This is a genomic window from Streptomyces sp. NPDC048514 (genome assembly GCF_043199955.1).
Taxonomy (GTDB): Bacteria; Actinomycetota; Actinomycetes; order Streptomycetales; family Streptomycetaceae; genus Streptomyces.
Map to the genome: position 1 here is coordinate 192,159 of NZ_JBICWT010000009.1, position 17,587 is coordinate 209,745.

A 17,587-nucleotide genomic window follows, 5' to 3' on the forward strand; every position below is an offset into this window, starting at 1 on the left:
GCATAGTAACCGCGGGTGATCGCCGGCGAGGAGTGGCCGAGCCGGTACGCCGGGGCCACGACCGGACTCCCCCGCCTCCAGCATGCTCGAGGCGTACGTGTGCCGCAGCCCGTGGAACGGTCCCGGGCGAGCGACGAGAGCCGGCCGCGGATTCCGCCGGCCCTGCGGGGAGACGGTGGGGCACCAGGGTGACAGCGGACCCGGTGACACCGGATGCGGCATGCTCAAACCGGCTCGGGTTGTGGTTCCGGTTGCCGCGCTGGTACGGCCCTCGGTTCCCAGACCGCGGTGGTGCGTGCGTAGCCGTGGATCACGGAACCCATCGCCAGGATCAGGAGTGGTCCGCACACCCATGGATGCCCGGCCATCTCCACCGGCAGATAGCGATAGGACACCAGAAGCGCGGCGAAGACCGTCGCCCCGTACATGACGAGCTGGATTCCCGACCGGTCCCAGCCGCGGTCGAACGAGCGCAGAGCCACCTCGATCGTGAGCGCGAACACCACGCCGGCGACGAGATCGGTGCCGTAGTGGTAGCCGAAGCCCAGTGTCGCGCTGAGGGTGGCGATCAACCAGAACGCGCCTGCGTATCGCATGAGCCTCGGGCCCTTGCGGGAATGAATGAAGATCGCGGTGGCCCACGCCGTGTGCAGGCTGGGCATGCAGTTGCGCGGGGTGATGTCGTCGTAGGACATCGGGTGCGGGGTACTCATCGGTGGCGGCGTGTCCGGCCACAGGTTGGCCACCGCCCAGTGCACGCCGCCGGTGCCGGAGGCGCCCGGGCCGTAGGCGAAGACCGGTCCGACCACCGGGAAGAGCATGTAGATCCCCGGTCCGAGGAGGCCGATCACCAGAAAGGTGCGCACCAGATGATGGCGCGGGAAACGGCGCTCGACCGCCACGTTGCGCAGCTGGTAGAGCGCGACGACGATCGCGGCCACCGCGAGCTGCGCGTAGACCCAGCCGACGAGATGGGTGCCGATCGGGCCGGTGGCCGCCAGCATCCGGCCTGCCAGCCACGACGGGTCGCCCAGTGCGTGGTCGGCGGTCGCCAGGTACTGGTCGAGCACCGTCGGCCGGGTCTTCGACGTGATGAGCAGCCAGGTGTCACCCGCCTTACGGCCGGCCACCAGCAGCAGGCCCAGCCCGACGCCCTTCAGCAGCAGGACACGTTCCCGGCCGCTGCGACGCGTGACCGCGATGACGGCGTAACCCGACATGACCAGCAACGCGCCGTTGCCGAGGAAATGGCCGCCGTCCACCTTGGCGTCGACCGCCCAGCGCACCAGGACGAACACGGCGTCGACGCCGATCGCGGCACCAGCCGCTATGAACCGTTGCCGCCAGGTGAGCACCACCATCATCAACGCCAGACCGCCGTACAGCGGCCCCGGTTTGGGGGCGAACACGGCCTGTTCGACCTGATCGGTCATCGGCCCCGGCATGCCGCCGCAGCGACGTGCGGCGACCTCCAGCGTGATGAGGAGGCCAAGTGCCGCCACACCGGCGGCGGCCCACAGTATCGCCCGTGGTCGACGCCACGCGGCGAGCGTCGCTCTGTCCTCTATTCGCGAAAACTCCCGCGATGGTCTGAATGTCAACTGTCCGGCCGATTTGTTATTTGGTCAACCAGGCCACTTCTCACGCTGGATGGCATGGTTTCGGGTGGAGGGCGGAGGGTGCTCGTCGGTGGTTCGAACATGCTATCGGAGCGGTGAGGGCGCTCATCAGCGGGCATCTTCTCGCCGGGTCGAAGTCGGCGCCGGTGGCGGTCCGCACATCTCAGCCCGGTCCGACCGGGACGGCGGTCAGTCCCGGCGCCTCCTCGCCGAGCGAGACGTCGCCCCCCTTGGGCAGGGAAACTCCCACTGCTCTCCTCCTCGGTGAGACGACGACGCGCCATCGTGAATCTAAAGGACTGCAGAAGGAATGGGGAGTGGGCTGCGGTGCCTACGATGTACGGCTCATGACGTCCACGGCAGCGGAAAGGGAGACAGGGTGTGACCGATCAGCGGCATTCCCGTCGACGGGGGCAGGGTGAGCTGGAGGTGCAGGTCCTGTCGGCGCTGCGGGAGGCGGGCGGCCCGGCGACCGCGGGCTGGGTCCAGGAACGGCTCGGCGGGGACCTGGCCTACACGACGGTGGTCACGATCCTCACCCGGCTGCTGGCCAAGAGTGCGGTCACCCGGGAACGGACCGGCCGCTCCTTCGCGTGGACTCCGGCGTCGGACGAGGCGGGGCTGGCCGCCCGCAAGATGCGCAAGCTGCTGGACGCGGAGAGCGACCGCGAAGCCGTGCTGGCCAGTTTCGTCTCCGGTCTTGGCCCGGCCGACGAGCGGCTGCTCCGTCACCTGCTGGATCGGACCGGTCCCGCAGGAGAGGACTGAAGCCTCACGGGGGTGTTCGTCCCGGGTCGGCGACGCCTGCCGAACGGCGGTCCCGGATGCGGAGGTTGCCGCGTTCCCGGGGTGTCCACGGCGCCGCCCCGGAGTGGCGGGGAGCGCGGAGGTTGCCGCGTTCCCGGGGTGTCCACGGCGCCGCCCCGGAGCGGCGGGGAGCAGGGTGGAGGCGCGGGCCGGCCGCGGGTGTCCGGGCCCGGTGGGCAGTGGCGGCACCCGGAAGGCCCATACTCGGTGATCGTCGTCCGTGCCGTCGCGCAGTGGCGGCCGGATCATAGGGCGGGCAGGAAGGTTGCTGGGGGACATGCAGAACGCCGATGAGAGATCAGCGGTGCCGGAAGTGGTGGCCAGTCCCGCCCTCCTGCCGCAGCCGAGCGGCAAGGCGGCCCGGTGGTTGCTTCGCCATCGCGTGCAGCCGATCGGCCGGGCGGCGAGCGAGAGTCACGGCGAGCAGCACGCCTGGTGGAAGGTGATGTGCCTGACCGGTGTCGACTACTTCTCCAGCCTGGCGTACGTGCCGGCGATCGCCGCGCTCGCGGCCGGGGCGGTCTCGCCGCTCGCGACGCTGTTGATCGTGGCGCTGACCCTGCTGGGAATGCTGCCGATGTACCGGCGGGTGGCCGAGGCGAGCCCGCGCGGCGCCGGGTCCGTGGCGATGCTGGAGGACCTGCTGCCGTTCTGGCGGGGCAAGCTCTTCGTGCTGGTCCTGCTCGGCTTCGTGGCCACGTCGTGGCTCGTCACCATCACCCTGTCCACCGCGGACGCCTCCGTCCACGTGATGGAGAATCCCTTTTTCCCCGCCGCACTGCACGGTCACGAGGTGGCTCTCACGGTGGTGCTGTTGCTGGTGCTGGGCGGGGTGTTCCTGCTCGGGTTCAGCGAGGCGGTCAGCGTGGCCATCCCGCTCGTCGCGCTCTTCCTGGTCCTGAACGCGGTGGTCATCGCCGTCGGCCTGGTGGATGTGTTCACCACACCGGGGGCGTTCTCGGCGTGGACGGACGCGCTCGCCGAGGGCGGAGGCGGCTTCGGCGACCTGATGAGTCCCGCGCTGCTGGCGTTCCCGCTGCTGGTCCTGGGACTGTCGGGCTTCGAGACCGGGGTGAGCATGATGCCGCTCATCTCCGCCGAGGGCGCCGACGACGAGCAGCGGCTGCGCTCACGGATCCGTAACACCCGCAGGCTGCTGACCACCGCCGCACTCGTCATGAGCGTCTACCTGCTCTCCTCGAGCTTCGTGACCACCGTGCTGATTCCGCACAAGGAGTACGAAGCCGGTGGCGGCGCCAACGGCCGGGCCCTGGCCTGGCTGGCCCACGAACGCATCGGGGAGGCATTCGGAACGGTCTACGACGTCGGCACCATCCTGATCCTGTGGTTCGCCGGCGCGTCCGCGATGGCGGGGCTGATCAACATCGTGCCCCGATACCTGCCCGACTACGGCATGGCCCCCGAATGGGGACGCGCGGTACGGCCCGTCGTCCTGGTCTACACCGCTTTGTGCGTCCTCATCACCATCGCCTTCGACGCCGACGTCGACGCCCAGGCCGGCGCCTACGCCACCGGCGTCCTGGCCATGATGGTCTCCGGGGCCTTCGCCGTCACCATCGCCGCCGCACGCCGCGGCCGGCGGCCGGCCGCAGCCGGGTTCGGCCTGCTGACCCTGATCCTGCTCTACGCCCTGGTGTACAACATCGTCGACAAGCCCGACGGCATCGGCATCTCCGCCTGTTTCATCGCCGGCATCATCCTCGTATCGCTGGTATCCCGTGTCTCGCGGACCACCGAACTACGCGCGGACCGCATCGTCTTCGACGAGGCCGCCCGGCGGTTCATCGCCGACACCCTCGACCACGACGACTCCATCAACATCATCGCCAACCGGCGTGAGGCCGGCGACAGCGCCGAATACAGCGCCAAGGAGCACGAACAGCGCGGCACCAACCCCGTGCCGGGTCCGGCGGACGTCCTGTTCCTGGAGATCGACGTGGTCGATCCCTCCGACTTCAGCGAAACGCTCACCGTGACCGGCGTGGAAGTCGACGGCCACCGCATCCTGCGCGCCCAGGCACCGGCTGCCCCGAACGCCATAGCCGCCATCCTGCTCGCCCTGCGCGATGCCACCGGAGTACGACCGCACTGCTACTTCGCCTGGGCCGAAGGCAGTCCGCTGAAGCACATGTTCCGCTACTTCCTGCTCGGCCGCGGTGACACCGCACCCGTCACACGCGAAATCATCCGCAGCAACGAGCCCGACCCCGCGAAGCGACCCGGCATCCACGTCGGAAGCTGACAACCCCTCCGGGGTTGCGGTTCGGCTCCACGGTGCCCGCGGGCCACGCCGGCGATCGGGCTCCGCTCCGGCTCCCGGGGCGGGCGAGTCGGCGGGACACCGTCGTCCCCGGTGGCTCCGCGACCCGCACGGGGGCGGTCACGGCGGTACGGGGACGGTCAGTGGGTTCGGCAGTGGCAGGTAGCGGGCGTCGGCGCCGTCCGCGCCGGTCCAGCGCAGCAGCAGATTGGTCTTGCCGGGCAGCGTCGGGGAGGTGAGCAGCGCGGGGATCTCGGGCAGGTCGTGCCGGGCGAGTTCACGGCGGACGGCGGGCCACGGATCGAGACCGGGGTGGTGTTCGGCCAGGGTGGCGGCGATCTCGCCGAGGTGGTTGACGATCAGGCAGTACACCAGCCGCTCCCAGCCGGCGGCGCGGGAGACGTCCGGCAGCAGCTTGGCGCCCTCGGCGTCCCGGAACAGTGCCTGTACCGGCGTACCGGCCGCGTCCACGGCGACGAGGGTGTTCTGCAGGTGGGCCTCGAGGACGACCCCGTGCTCGTCGAAGGCGGTCAGGGCGGGCGGGACGACCTGCCGCAGGTAGGCCTGCCACCAGGCGTCCGGATCGGCCGCCTCGGCCAGCGGACTGCCGTCGAAGTCCTCGGCGAGGCCCGCGGCGAGCAGCGGGGTGGCGCCCGGCAGCAGATGGCCGCGCAGCCCGTCCCGGACGAGGACGGCCAGCTCCTCGAAGGCGAAGACCGCCGTGCGGTACCCGCGGTCGCTCAGCCAGGCGGCGGGCCGGTCCATCGCGGCGAAGGCGTGCGAGGCGGCCTGGTCGGTGCGGCGCAGTCCGTCCAGGTCGTGCCGCCACAGGCGCCGGATGTCGTTGGTGATGCGCACGTCCAGGCTGAACTTCAGGAACAGATCGCGCCGGGGCTCGTACACCGTGCGGACCGCAGCCGTGGGCCAGGCGTCGAAGGCGGTCGTGCCGAGCCGGACCAGGCGACCGTCGGCGAGGGCCGGGGCGAGATCGCGGGCGACGAGGGCGAGCTGCCAGGGGTGGGCCGGCAGCAGCCGGTAGCCGGGCGGGGCGGTGCCGACAGCGTCCAGGGCACGGGTGTCCCCCTCCTCGGCGACCTGGTCCTCGCGCACCCCGAGCAGCACCAGCGGGAAGCGGGCATGGGCCTCGGGGGCGTACGGCAGCCAGGTCGCGACCGGTCCGCCGCCACGCGCCTTGGGGGCCGGGTGGTAGGGGTGGCCGGTGAGCAGGCACTGCTCGGAGCGCAGGTACGGATCCTGTGGCGCCGCGGTCCGTTCGCGCGCGGCGAGGAGGGCGGCGACAGCCTCGCGGCTGTCGATCATCTCGGCGGGCAGGTCGCCGCCGGGCAGTCCGGTGTGCCGGCGCAGTTCGTCGGCGACCAGTTTGACCAGTTCGGTGTGGCCGAGCGGGTACCAGGCCCCGGCCCGGTGCACCTCGGGTTCGGCGGGGCGCCGTCCGGCGCGCACGCGCAGCAGCCGCCCACTGGGCAGCCGGTGCACACGCCGTTCCCCGGCGGCCGGGAGGGGTTCGGCCACCTCGCGCAGCAGGCAGTTCAGCAGGGGCGCGGTCGCGTACGCGTCGGCGCGGGAGCCGACGGCGCGGGTGGGGGGTGTGAGGTCCACGCGATCCATTCGTTCTTCGTCCAGGGGCCGGACGCTTCGTCCGGGGGCCGGGCGATTCGTCAGGGGGCCGGGTGCTGTGTCCGGAGGGCCGGACACCTCGTGCAGGGCCGGGCGCGGCGTCCCGTACCCACGCGGCCGAGGTCGGGCTCGCACGCGGCCCCTTTCCACGCCGCCCGGGTCGCACGTCGTCCCTTTCGCACATCGTGCGAGTGCCGGTGGCGATCAGTATGTCCATCGTCCGTGACAATCGTGCCCCGTGCCCTGTGTACCCGAGGAGTCGATCGTGCGCCGACCTCCCACCGTCGAGGCCGAGGACGCCGAGGAGCTGGCCGTCGTGCGGCCGGCCCTGCTGCCTCGGTACACGGCCGAGCTGCCGGGCGCTCGCGCCTCCGTTCTGACCCGGTTGTGGCGGGCGCTCGTCCACGAGCCGCTGCCGTGGATCGGGGAGCGGGTTCCCGGGCTGCACGGGCTGACCCTGCGGCTCGCCGACGGCCGGACGCTGCACGGGCCGCACGCGGATCCGTACGCCACGAGCGCCTACGTCACCGGTGTCCGCCTGGACCGGGAGCGGTACGACGATCCGGCGCGCCTGATGACCGCGCTCGGGGTGGCTCACGGGCCGGAGTTCGCGGCCGAACTGGCCGACAGCGTGGCATCGTTGGCCCTGTCGCGCGCCGGTGCGGATCACCCGAAGGAGTGGCCGGAGCGGGACTGGGAGTGGGAGCAGCGGGTGGTGGACGGGCATCCGTTCCACCCGAACTGCCGGGCGCGGCCCGGATTCTCGGTGGCGGATCAGCTGGCGTACGGACCGGAGCACCGGCCGGTGGTGGGGCTGGGGACGGTGCCGGTGCCGGCCGGCGAGTGCCTGGTGACCGGGGAGTGGCCGGAAGAACTCCGCGACGGTGGGCGGGTGTTGCTGCCGGTCCATCCCTGGCAGGCGGCGCACGTCCTGGGACGTCCGGCCATCCCGTGGCGTCCCGCGCATCCGCTGATGTCCCTGCGGACCCTGGCGCTGCCCGGCGCGGTGCATGTGAAGACGGCGCTGAGCGCCCGGCTCACCTCGTCGGTGCGGGACATCTCCGTCTACTCGGTGCGGGCCGCCGCGCCTCTGTCCGCGCTTGCCGAGGAGCTGGCGGCGCGCACCGACGGGCTGCTGCACATCACCCGCACGCTGGGTGCGGCGACGGCCCACTCCCCCCAGCTGGCGGCGCTGTTGCGGGAGTCGCCCGAGGTGTACGCGGCACCGGACGAACATGTGCTGCCGGTGGCGGCGCTGGCCACGACGGCCCTGCCCGGCTCCCCCGGCTGGCTGGCCGCGTTCGCCCGGCTGGCCCTCACGGTGGGCCTGCGCCTGCTCGACCTCGGCGTGGCGCTGGAGGCGCACGGCCAGAACCTGCTGGCCGTCCTGGCCGCCGACGGGACGCCCCGGCGGCTGGTCTACCGGGATCTGGCCGACATCCGGATCAGTCCCGCCCGGCTGGCCCGGCACGGCATCACTCCGCCCGCTCTCACGGGCCGTCTGATCACCGACGACGAAACGGACCTGCGCCGCAAGCTGTTCGGCTCCCTGGTGGCGGGAGCGCTCGCGGGCACGGCCGGCTCGGGTCCGGCGCTGGCCGAAGCACTGCGGGCGGTCCTGCCGGATCTGCCGCACACCGCGGACCTGGCGCCGCTGCGCGAGAGCCCGCTGCCGGCGAAGGCCCTGACGCTGATGCGCCTCTCCCCCGCGCACACCGGGGATCTCTGGACGGACCTGCCGCATCCCCACTCGGTCCCGCCTCCGGTGTGAGGCTGATGTGGCGTCACATCACGTATTGGGGGATCGCGTCGGGCGCTCCGTCACCGCCCGGCGGTGCGGGCCGGCGGGAGCGGGGCCTGCGCAGCCGTGACGGCGTGTGAGGAATCCCTCAGCCGCGCGGAGAGCTCAGTACTCGAAGCGGTGGGCGGGCCGCCTGGTGCCGCGTCCCTCACCTGGTACCGGGACGAGCCGAGCGCTGTACCCGGACGTCCCGGCGCCCGCGGATCAGCGAACGGAACCCGGCGGGCGTGGTCTGCCATCACCTCCCAGGACCTGCCGTTTTGAAGCGGAGCCCATCTGATCAATAGGATCCGGCGATGATCAGAAGACAACGGCTGGTGGCGGGGCTATGTGGCCTGCTCGCCGCTCTGACGGCCGGGATCGCGTTCCCCGCCGGGGCGGTCGCCGACGAGACCGAGCAGGCCGCTCCCAAGGTCGAACTGGTGCTGGACGTCAGTGGTTCCATGCGGACCCGGGACATCGACGGCGGCACCCGGATGGCCGCGGCGAAGCAGGCGTTCAACGAGGTGCTCGACGCGACCCCGCAGGAGGTCCGACTCGGCATCCGCACACTCGGCGCCAACTACCGCGGCAACGACCGCAAGGAGGGCTGCAAGGACACCGAGCGGCTCTACCCGGTCGGCCCGCTGAACCGGACCGACGCGAAGACGGCCGTGGCCACCCTGGCACCGACCGGCTGGACGCCGATCGGGCCCGCCCTGCTGAAGGCGGCGGACGACCTGAACGGCGGTGCCGGCACCCGCCGGATCGTGCTGATCAGTGACGGCGAGGACACCTGCCAGCCGCTGGACCCGTGCGAGGTGGCGCGGGAGATAGCCGCCAAGGGCATCGGGCTGACCATCGACACCCTCGGCCTGGTGCCGGACGCCAAGACCCGCGACCAGCTCAGCTGCATCGCGGACGCGACCGGCGGCACGTACACCTCCGTGCAGCACAAGGAGGAACTGAGCGACCGGGTCGGCCAGTTGGTGGACCGTGCGGCCGATCCGGTGGTCACGCCGGTGGCGGCCCAGGGAGCGGACCGGTGCGAGAAGGCGCCGTCGCTGAAGTCCGGGCTGTACACCGACCGCGCGGAGTTCGGGCGGCAGCGCTGGTACAAGGTGGAGGTCGAGCCGGGTCAGGAGCTGCGCGCCTCGGTGAGCGTGGCGGCCGACCGGGCCGTCGGTCCCGACTACGGCCTGCTGCTGCGGGCGGTGACCGTACACGGGCGGGAGATCGTGCGCGGCGAGGCCGCGGGCGACGGCCGTACGGATGCGATCTCCACCGGTCTGCGCTATCCGCGACCGGAGAGCGACGACGACGACGCGGCCCCCGAGACGGTCTGCCTGCAGGTCACGCACTCGTTCTCGGCGGCTTCCGGGGTGAAGACCACGCCCGGTCTGCCGCTGGAGCTGACCGTTGACGTCGTGGACGGCCCCTCGGGCCACCACGACGTGGCCGCGTTCGGTCTCGGACGTGGCTGGTGGCTGCTCGGCGCGCTGGTGCTGGTCGGCTTCCTGGCGGGTCTGCTGTGGGGCTGGCTGTCACGCTGGCGGGTCGCGGTCTGGAGGACGAACTGATGCGGATCACACGAGTGCTGAGCGCCGCGCTGCTGGCGCTGGGGCTGGCCGCGGGGCCGGCCGCCGCCGACTCCTCCCCCTCCCCGAGCGGTTCCGGCGACGGCAAGGCGCCCACCCAGGCGGGCACCTCCTTCCGCACGGCCACGGAGATCGAGCAGGGGCAGCAGGCCACCGCGTCCGGCTCCACCGGCGACTACCTGTACTGGTCGTTCCCGGCGGACACCGGACAGCGCCCCACGGTCAAGGCGACGGTGAAACTTCCGGACACGCACGGCTCGCAGACCTGGCAGCTGGACGTGTACGACGGCCTGCGGCGCCGCGAGGCATGCCAGTACGGCGCCCAGACCCGCACCGCCGGTCAGAGCGGCTCCTCGCTCGAACTGGCCTGTGTGATGCGCACGGTGCGTGGCTGGTCGGAGCCGTGGGCCGACGACCCGCTGCCGGGCACGTACTACGTTCGGCTCACCGTGGTGGATCTCGGTGACGCCGACCTGGGTCTGCCCGTCGGCACCGAAGTGCGCGTGGACTCCAAGGACATCGGCGGTGCGGCGGCGGTGGACGGCTCGCTCGGCAAGCCGCTCGTTCCGGGCATCGCGGTCGACTCCGGGGAGCAGAAGAGCGGTTCCAAGGCAGCGGTGCTGTCCAGCTTCGGCTCGGACGACGGCTGGTCCTCCGGCTGGTGGTCCGACCGCTGGGTGTGGACGGCCATCGGCGGCATCCTGGCCGCGCTCGCCGGCATCGGCGGGTACGTGCTGACGCGCGGACCGGGACGGCCCAACCGAGTCCCGCCGACCGTCTGAGCGGACAGGCAGGCAGACACACAGCCGGGCAGCCGGGCAGCCGGGAGACACAGGCAGACACAGGCTCGAACAAAGGCCCGCCCGCGGACGGGAACCGGTCGAAGGCCCGCTCGTCGAGGGGCTCGGCCGGCCCCGCGCCGGCGGGCCTCTCGCCTGCCGGCGGGGCTGCCGGCAGGGCTGGAGGCAGCGCTGCCGGCTGGGCTGCTGAGAGTCATTCGGGCAGACGTGCCGTCAGTCATCAGCCATCCGTCGCCAACCGCCAGCCGCCAGTCAGCCGTCGTCAGGCGCCAGCCGCCAGTCAGCCCTCGCCAGCCGCCAGCCGCCAGTCAGCCGTCGTCAGGCGCCGGACATCCCTCATCAGCCATCCGCCGTCCGTCGTCCGTCGTCAGTCGTCCCGCAGGGACTTCGCGAGCGTTCCCTCGCCGGTCACGGTGACCCGTCCGGCCCGTACCGCGTCGGCCAGGGTCAACTCACCGCGGGAGACCGCCGCACAGGTCACGGCGTCCAGGTCGAGGCGCGCGTCGGCCGCGCCGGGCGCCGGCCCGTCGCCGTAGACCGGCCCCTCCTCGGCACCGACACGAATATGGAACTCGCCCTCGTCCAACCCCACTTCGACCAGTCCCTCTCCTTCCAGAGCCCGCAGCAGCGGCAACGCGAACCAGTGCGCGCGTACCGCGTCGGTGGGCCGCCGCTCCCCCAGGTAGCCCGCGCCCCAGGTGCCGAGGGCCTGCAGTACGGGCAGCAACCCGCGGCCGCGGGGGGTGACTTCGTAGACGTAGGCGGCGCCCGGCGGGGGGAGCCGGCGGCGGGTGGTGAGTCCGTCGCGCTCCATGTCCTTCAGCCGTGAGGCGAGTACGTCCGTGCTCACGCCGGGCAGGTCCGCGTGCAGGTCGGTGTAGCGGCGGGGGCCGGCGAGCAGCTCGCGGACGATCAGCAGGGTCCAGCGGTCGCCGACGAGGTCGAGGGCGCGGGCGGCGGAGCAGTACTGGTCGTAGCTTCGGCGAGGTGGCATGCGACGCAGTCTAGACATGTTGTTGGACTTTCCAAGCTCACACTTGGTAAAACCAAGTAACACCAGATACCGGAGGGGAAGCCGCGCATGGAGTTCCGGCAGTCGAACAAGCTCAGCGAGGTCTGCTACGAGATCCGCGGCCCGGTGATCGAGCACGCCGACGCGCTGGAGGAGGCGGGGCACAGCGTGCTGCGCCTGAACACGGGCAATCCCGCGGCCTTCGGTTTCGAGGCGCCGGCCGAGATCCTCCAGGACATGATCCGGATGTTGCCGCAGGCTCACGGCTACACGGACTCCCGCGGCGTCCTGTCCGCCCGTCGCGCGGTCGCCCAGCGCTATCAGACGCTGGGCCTCGACGTCGAGGTCGACGACGTCTACCTGGGCAACGGCGTCTCGGAACTGGTCTCCATGGCGGTCCAGGCCCTGATCGAGGACGGCGACGAAATCCTCGTCCCCGCACCGGACTTCCCGCTCTGGACCGCCGTGACGACGCTGGCGGGCGGCAAGGCGGTGCACTACCTGTGCGACGAACAGGCCGACTGGAACCCGGACCTGGCCGACATGGCGTCGAAGATCACGGACCGGACGAAGGCCGTGGTCATCATCAATCCCAACAACCCCACGGGCGCGGTGTATCCGAAGGAGGTCGTCGAGGGCATCCTGGACCTCGCCCGCCGGCACGGCCTGATGGTGTTCGCCGACGAGATCTACGACCAGATCCTCTACGACGACGCGGTCCACCACTCGGCCGCCGCGCTCGCGCCGGACCTGGTGGTGCTCACCTTCTGCGGCCTGTCGAAGACGTACCGGGTGGCGGGCTTCCGCTCCGGCTGGCTGGTCGTGACGGGACCCAAGCAGCACGCGAAGGACTACCTGGAGGGCCTGAACATGCTGGCCTCCATGCGCCTGTGCGCCAACGCGCCCGCCCAGTACGCCATCCAGGCCGCGCTCGGCGGCCGCCAGTCCATCCGCGAACTCACGCTGCCCGGCGGCCGGTTGTACGAGCAGCGGAACACGGCCTGGGAGAAGCTCAACGAGATCCCCGGGGTGTCCTGCGTGAAGCCCAAGGGCGCGCTGTACGCCTTCCCGCGCATCGACCCCAAGGTCCACGCGATCCACGACGACGAGAAGTTCGTCCTCGACCTGCTGCTGCGCGAGAAGATCCAGGTGGTCCAGGGCACGGGCTTCAACTGGCCCTCCCCCGACCACTTCCGCATCCTCACCCTGCCGCACGCGGAGGACCTGGAGGCGGCGATCGGCCGGATCGGACGGTTCCTCGGCGGCTACCGGCAGTAAGTGGCCTCGTTTCGCTCGTTCGTGCGAAGATCACCCCTCATGATCAACCTCGGCGACCGGGCTCGGCGCGAAGTCACGGGTGCGCGGGCCGAACGGCCTCTGGAAGCACCCGCAGGTCATGGCGGCCGGTGACCTCACCGCCGACCACTTCGCCGACGGCCTGATCGTCCGCTGGTCCGACGGGGAGACCACCTTGTACGCCGACACGCGGACCAAGGCCCTCGGCACCGAGCACACGCTGGTCCACCCCGGCACCTGACACACGACCGCACATCTTTCAGGGGGAACGATGCGAGCGACGACTCGACTGGCGGGCGGCCTCTCCGCCCTCATGGCCGGCCTGGCCCTCACGGCCTGCGGCGCCATCACCACGACGGCCACCCACTCCGACGGCTCGATACCGCCGTGCCGGACCACGTCGCTGAAGTGGACGCTGACCCTGCTCGACGGCACGGACAAGGGCGGCGAGCGGGCCGGTGCGCGGCTGACCGGCGTCAACAAGGGCCCGGAGATCTGTGTGTTCGACGGCTATCCGGGCGTGGAGGTCCACAACGGCAAGGCGGAGACCATCGACGGTGCCGGCAAGGGCCACCCCGAGTCCGTCGCCGTGCCCGAAGGGGCGGGCGTGAGCGTGGACCTCCACTACACCCCCCGCGGCGCGAAGGGCGCGGCCCCGTACTGCGTACGGCAGAGCGAGGCGGTGGTCCAGGCCCCGCACGACGCGCACCGCGCGGTCGTGCCCATCGTGGACACACACGGCAGGACCAAGGCGATCGACGCCTGCGGGGAGAAGCTGACCCTGCAACCACCCCGACGGACACCGGCCGGTTCCTGAGGTCCCGCGCGGGACGCCCGCCCGGCCGCAACGGCCCGGCGCCGGACGCCGGCCGGGTCGTACAACCCGGCGCCGGAAGCCGGCCGGGCCGGGGGCCCGCCGCCGCATGCGCCGAGGCCCCCGGTCTCCGGCGGGCGCGGTTGCGGCCGACCGCGGCCGGCTCGGGGCACCCGCTCGCCGGCAGCCGGCAAGGGCCGTCTGGCGCAGTTCCGACTGCGGGCCCCGGCCGGCCTGTGGCACCGTGCTGGCAGGCGAGCGGGAAGGGCGCTGACGTGGGTGACCTCTTTCTCGTCCGGCACGGTGAGACCGAGTGGTCCCGGTCCGGACGGCACACCGGCGAGACCGACGTGCCTCTCACCGAGCGGGGCCGGGAGGAGGCCCGGCGGCTGGTACCGCTGATCCGCTCGCACCGGATCGGCGCCGCTTTCGTCAGCCCCCTGCAGCGGGCCCGCGAGACCGCCCGGCTCATCGGGGTCCACGACGCCCGGGTCGACGCCGACCTGCGCGAGTGGGACTACGGCGGGTACGAGGGCGTGACCACCGTGGAGATCCAGCGGACCCGGCCCGGCTGGTTCCTGTTCACGGACGGGGTCACGCCCGGACCGCCGGACCACCCGGGCGAGACCCCGGAGCAGGTCGGCGAGCGGGCCGACCGGATGCTGGGCAAGGTCGACGCCGCTCTCGCCGACACCGAGGGTGTCGTCGTCCTGGTCGCCCACGGTCACTTCCTGCGCGTCCTCACCGCCCGTCGTCTGGGGCTCCCGCCGCAGCACGGGGCCCTCTTCCAGCTGGCCACGGGCACCCTGTGCCGCCTCGGCACGGAACACGGCCGGCCGGTGGTGGCGGGCTGGAACATCCGGCCCCCGGAGTAGGGGGGCCGGCCGGCCTCGTTCCCACATGTGTCACGGAAGCCGCTTCGCGGCCCCGGGCATTGTCGGACCCGGCCCGTACGCTGCGCGTGGGACGTTTGCCGGTGGCTCCGCGCGGCGACGGGACGGCGGCTCGCACCACGATCCGGCCCGTCGTACGGGCGGTGCCGGAGCCGTCGGCGCGGACGCTCCCGGTGAGAGTCCGATCGGAGGGAATGCGCCGTGACACGAGAGCCGACCGCCGCGCAGCGGCGCCTGATCGAGGCCGCCGATCCGGTCACCGGCCGGTTGCGCGGCGGTACGGCGGCGCAGCTCGCGGCGCTGGTGAAGCAGGGGCTCGCCTTCCGGCATCCGCGGCCGCCGCACGATCACTTCCTGACCCCCGCCGGGCACCGGGCGGGTGAGGCGGTGCCGGCGGCCGCGAAGCCCCCCGCGCCGTCGTCCACCGGGGTGTTCGCGGCCCGGGCCGGCGATGAGGAGGAGCCCCCGCCCGCGGGACCGGCGCGGCTGCGCGAGGTGCGCGGTGCCTGGGAAGGGCTGCTGGAACTGCGCCGGATGACCAATCCCGACGGTTCCGTGGACCGGCCGTGCGGCTGGGAGCGTACGCATCTGGTGCGGGCCGCGGCGCTGGCGCTGGAGGCGGCCGGGCACCGCCCCGCGGGCGGCGGCGACGACGGTTACCGGGTGCGGGCCACTCCGCAGCCGGAGGCGGTCGCGGTGCACGCGCCGGATCCGGAGACGCTCGCAGCCTGCGCGGCCACGCTGGAGCGCGCGGGGTGGCAGGCGGGCGAGTACACCGAGCCGCGGACGAGGGTGCGCTATCTGCTGGCCTCGCCGCGCCGGGTGTGACGCGCGTGCCAGGATCGGTCGACCAAGGATTCGAACGCGAGGGGGACAGGCAGTGGCCGAACCGTTTTCCGTCCGTGTGACCGTCCGCGGCTACGAGACGGACACACAGGGGCATCTCAACCAGGCCGTGTATCTCAACTACGCGGAGCACGCCCGCTGGTCGCTGCTGGAGGCGGCCGGGATCAGCCAGGCCCGGCTCCTGGGCCGCCGGGTCGGCCCGGTGGCGCTCGAGACGACCATTCGCTACCGGCGTGAACTGCTCGCCGGTGACGAGGTCGATGTGACCTGCGAGTTCGAGTGGAGCGGCGGAAAGAGCTTCCGGATCCGGCAGGAGGTGCGAAGGACCGACGGCACCCTGGCGGCCGAGGTCACCGCCGTGGCCGGTCTGCTGGACCTCGAAGAGCGCAGGCTGATCGCCGATCCACGCGAGGTGTTCAAGGAACTGGCAACGGACCTCGGCCTGTTCGGCCTGTAGGCGGCTTGCGCGGGGTGGGCTTCGGTGGGTGCCGGTCCGCCGCTTCCGTGCACCGGCTCCGTACGGGAAGGGGCCCGTGCGCACCGGCCGGTTCGAACGGCGCCGGGCCGGGGGGCGCGATCACGAACCCCGGCCCGCGACATCCGGCGTGCGGCGGGGGCGCGATCACGAACCCCGGCCCGCGTCGCCCACTGTGCGGGCAGGGTGCGCGATCACGTACCCGGCCCGCGATGTTCAGTGCACCGCGGCGATCTCCGTGCCCGCCTCCATCGGATGGGTGACGTCCTGGGCCTCCCGCCCCTTGCCGAGATGGTTGAAGAGCAGGTTGAGGACCACGGCCGTCAGGCAGCCCGTGGAGATGCCCGAGTCCAGGACGATCTTCGCGGTCTCGGGGAACGCGTGGTAGAACTCCGGCGCGGTGATCGGGATGATCCCGACGGCGAGGGAGACGGCCACGATCAGCACGTTGTTGTCCCTGTCCAGGCCGGCCCGTACGAGGGTCTGGATGCCGCTGGCGGCGACCGAGCCGAACAGGACGACCCCGGCGCCGCCGAGGACCGGTCGGGGCACGACCGCGATCAGTGAGGCGGCCATCGGGCACAGCCCCATCAGGACCAGGAAGCCGCCACCGGTCGCGACGACGTAGCGGCTGCGGATCCTGGTCATCGCCACCAGGCCTATGTTCTGGGCGAAGGCGCTGCACATGAAGCCGTTGAACAGCGGGCTGAGCGCCGAGCCGAGGGTGTCGGCGCGCAGACCGGCGGCGATGGTCTTCTCGTCGGCGGGGCGTTCGACGATCTCGCCCAGTGCCAGCATGTCGGCGGTCGACTCGGTCATCGAGACCACCATCACCACGCACAGGGAGAGGATGGCGGCGAGCTGGAACTGCGGTGCGCCGAAGTGGAACGGGGTCGGGAAGCCGACCACGTTCGCGTCGGCGACGGGGCCGAAGTCCGTGACCCCGAAGGGTATCGCGACGAGCGTGCCGATGATCAGGCCGAGCAGGACGGCTATCTGCTTGACGAAGCCCCGGGTGAAGCGGCGGAGCAGCAGCACGATGAGCAGGGTGATGCCGGCGAGGGACAGATAGGTCGTCGATCCGTAGTCGTGCGCCTTCGGATCGGGCCCCTGGGCCCAGCCGAAGGCGACCGGCAGCAGGGAGACGCCGATCAGGGTGATGACGCTGCCGGTGACCACCGGTGGGAAGAAACGTATCGCCTTGCTGAAGAAGGGCGCCGCGACGAAGCCGAGGAGGCCGGCGACGATGACCGCGCCGAAGATGATCGGCAGGGCGTCGGACTTGTCGTCGGTGGAGGCGACCACCGCGGTCATGGGGGCGACACCGGCGAAGGTGACGCCGTTGACGAAGGGCAGCCGGGCACCGATCTTCCAGATGCCCAGCGTCTGCAGGAAGGTTGCGAGGCCCGCGGTGAACAGGCAGGCGCCGGTGAGGAAGGTCAGGTCGGTCGCGGAGAGGCCCACGGCCGCACCGACGATCAGGGGTGGGGCGACGACTCCGGCGTACATGGCGGCCACGTGCTGCAGGCCGCTGGTCGCCATTTTGAGTGGGGGAAGTTTCTCGTCGACAGGATGGGCGGCCACGGCGGCTCCTCCGGGCGGTTAACACGTCGTCGTCGACGTGGGTGTCAGGGAGGTGGTGCGTGTGATCGTGCGGGACCGTGACGGGGGTGTGCTGAGCGGTGGTGCGGGAGGGACCGTTCCGGGGCGTGCGCGTGCGCACGCCCC

General features: G+C 72.0%; 15 protein-coding genes and 1 pseudogene. 11 read left to right on the plus strand and 5 right to left on the minus strand.

What is annotated here, in order from left to right; genetic code table 11:
* Positions 1-224: 224 nt before the first annotated feature.
* Together ACGFT2_RS21145 and ACGFT2_RS21150 are read right to left on the minus strand one after the other, a co-directional pair.
* Positions 225-1,568, minus strand: coding sequence for a phosphatase PAP2 family protein (locus tag ACGFT2_RS21145; RefSeq protein WP_393280968.1), 1,344 nt, complete (start codon positions 1,566-1,568; stop codon positions 225-227).
* Positions 1,569-1,785: 217 nt separating this feature from the next.
* Positions 1,786-1,869, minus strand: a pseudogene (locus tag ACGFT2_RS21150) (chemical-damaging agent resistance protein C); the annotation flags it as partial.
* Positions 1,870-2,000: 131 nt separating this feature from the next.
* On the opposite strand from ACGFT2_RS21150, the gene ACGFT2_RS21155 reads away from it, so the two are divergent.
* The gene (locus tag ACGFT2_RS21155; RefSeq protein WP_393280403.1) at positions 2,001-2,387 is read left to right on the plus strand and encodes a BlaI/MecI/CopY family transcriptional regulator; all 387 of its coding nucleotides are present in this window, start codon (positions 2,001-2,003) and stop codon (positions 2,385-2,387) included.
* Positions 2,388-2,703: 316 nt separating this feature from the next.
* Complete coding sequence (locus ACGFT2_RS21160; protein ID WP_393280405.1) at positions 2,704-4,689, plus strand: amino acid transporter; 1,986 nt, start codon at positions 2,704-2,706, stop codon at positions 4,687-4,689.
* A gap of 138 nt (positions 4,690-4,827) precedes the next feature.
* On the opposite strand, the gene ACGFT2_RS21165 is transcribed toward ACGFT2_RS21160, so the two are convergent.
* On the minus strand, positions 4,828-6,336 hold the full coding sequence (locus ACGFT2_RS21165) for an IucA/IucC family protein (protein WP_393280408.1): 1,509 nt from the start codon (positions 6,334-6,336) through the stop codon (positions 4,828-4,830).
* A gap of 274 nt (positions 6,337-6,610) precedes the next feature.
* Between ACGFT2_RS21165 and ACGFT2_RS21170 the strand changes: the two genes are divergently transcribed.
* The 3 genes from ACGFT2_RS21170 to ACGFT2_RS21180 all read left to right on the plus strand — a co-directional run bounded on the left by ACGFT2_RS21170 (position 6,611) and on the right by ACGFT2_RS21180 (position 10,505).
* On the plus strand, positions 6,611-8,116 hold the full coding sequence (locus ACGFT2_RS21170; RefSeq protein WP_393280410.1) for an IucA/IucC family protein: 1,506 nt from the start codon (positions 6,611-6,613) through the stop codon (positions 8,114-8,116).
* Between the two features lie 326 nt (positions 8,117-8,442).
* Positions 8,443-9,705: a VWA domain-containing protein gene (locus ACGFT2_RS21175; RefSeq protein WP_393280413.1), complete on the plus strand. Its 1,263-nt coding sequence runs from the start codon at positions 8,443-8,445 to the stop codon at positions 9,703-9,705.
* The gene (locus ACGFT2_RS21180; protein ID WP_393280416.1) at positions 9,705-10,505 is read left to right on the plus strand and encodes a hypothetical protein; all 801 of its coding nucleotides are present in this window, start codon (positions 9,705-9,707) and stop codon (positions 10,503-10,505) included. The genes ACGFT2_RS21175 and ACGFT2_RS21180 overlap by 1 nt, the downstream gene beginning before the upstream one ends.
* A 385-nt stretch (positions 10,506-10,890) precedes the next feature.
* On the opposite strand, the gene ACGFT2_RS21185 is transcribed toward ACGFT2_RS21180, so the two are convergent.
* Positions 10,891-11,517, minus strand: a complete 627-nt coding sequence (locus tag ACGFT2_RS21185; RefSeq protein ID WP_393280418.1) for a winged helix-turn-helix transcriptional regulator — start codon at positions 11,515-11,517, stop codon at positions 10,891-10,893.
* Positions 11,518-11,604: 87 nt separating this feature from the next.
* Here ACGFT2_RS21185 and ACGFT2_RS21190 point away from each other — a divergent pair, with 87 nt between their 5' ends.
* The 6 genes from ACGFT2_RS21190 (at position 11,605) to ACGFT2_RS21215 (ending at position 15,841) form a co-directional block, all read left to right on the plus strand.
* Positions 11,605-12,813, plus strand: a complete 1,209-nt coding sequence (locus ACGFT2_RS21190) for a pyridoxal phosphate-dependent aminotransferase (protein WP_393280420.1) — start codon at positions 11,605-11,607, stop codon at positions 12,811-12,813.
* A 79-nt stretch (positions 12,814-12,892) separates the two neighbouring features.
* Positions 12,893-13,072 carry a hypothetical protein gene (locus ACGFT2_RS21195; RefSeq protein WP_393280422.1) on the plus strand — a complete coding sequence of 60 codons (180 nt, stop codon included), beginning with the start codon at positions 12,893-12,895 and terminating at the stop codon, positions 13,070-13,072.
* A 30-nt stretch (positions 13,073-13,102) separates the two neighbouring features.
* Entirely contained in the window at positions 13,103-13,648 is a 546-nt protein-coding gene (locus tag ACGFT2_RS21200) for a DUF4232 domain-containing protein (RefSeq protein ID WP_393280425.1), read from the plus strand.
* Between the two features lie 272 nt (positions 13,649-13,920).
* Complete coding sequence (locus tag ACGFT2_RS21205; protein WP_393280427.1) at positions 13,921-14,520, plus strand: histidine phosphatase family protein; 600 nt, start codon at positions 13,921-13,923, stop codon at positions 14,518-14,520.
* Between the two features lie 219 nt (positions 14,521-14,739).
* Positions 14,740-15,366 carry a hypothetical protein gene (locus ACGFT2_RS21210; RefSeq protein WP_393280429.1) on the plus strand — a complete coding sequence of 209 codons (627 nt, stop codon included), beginning with the start codon at positions 14,740-14,742 and terminating at the stop codon, positions 15,364-15,366.
* 52 nt (positions 15,367-15,418) lie between these two features.
* Entirely contained in the window at positions 15,419-15,841 is a 423-nt protein-coding gene (locus tag ACGFT2_RS21215) for an acyl-CoA thioesterase (RefSeq protein ID WP_393280432.1), read from the plus strand.
* Between the two features lie 234 nt (positions 15,842-16,075).
* On the opposite strand, the gene ACGFT2_RS21220 is transcribed toward ACGFT2_RS21215, so the two are convergent.
* Positions 16,076-17,443 (minus strand): nucleobase:cation symporter-2 family protein, encoded by a 1,368-nt coding sequence (locus tag ACGFT2_RS21220; RefSeq protein WP_393280435.1) that lies wholly within the window; start codon positions 17,441-17,443, stop codon positions 16,076-16,078.
* Between the last annotated feature and the right edge of the window lie 144 nt (positions 17,444-17,587).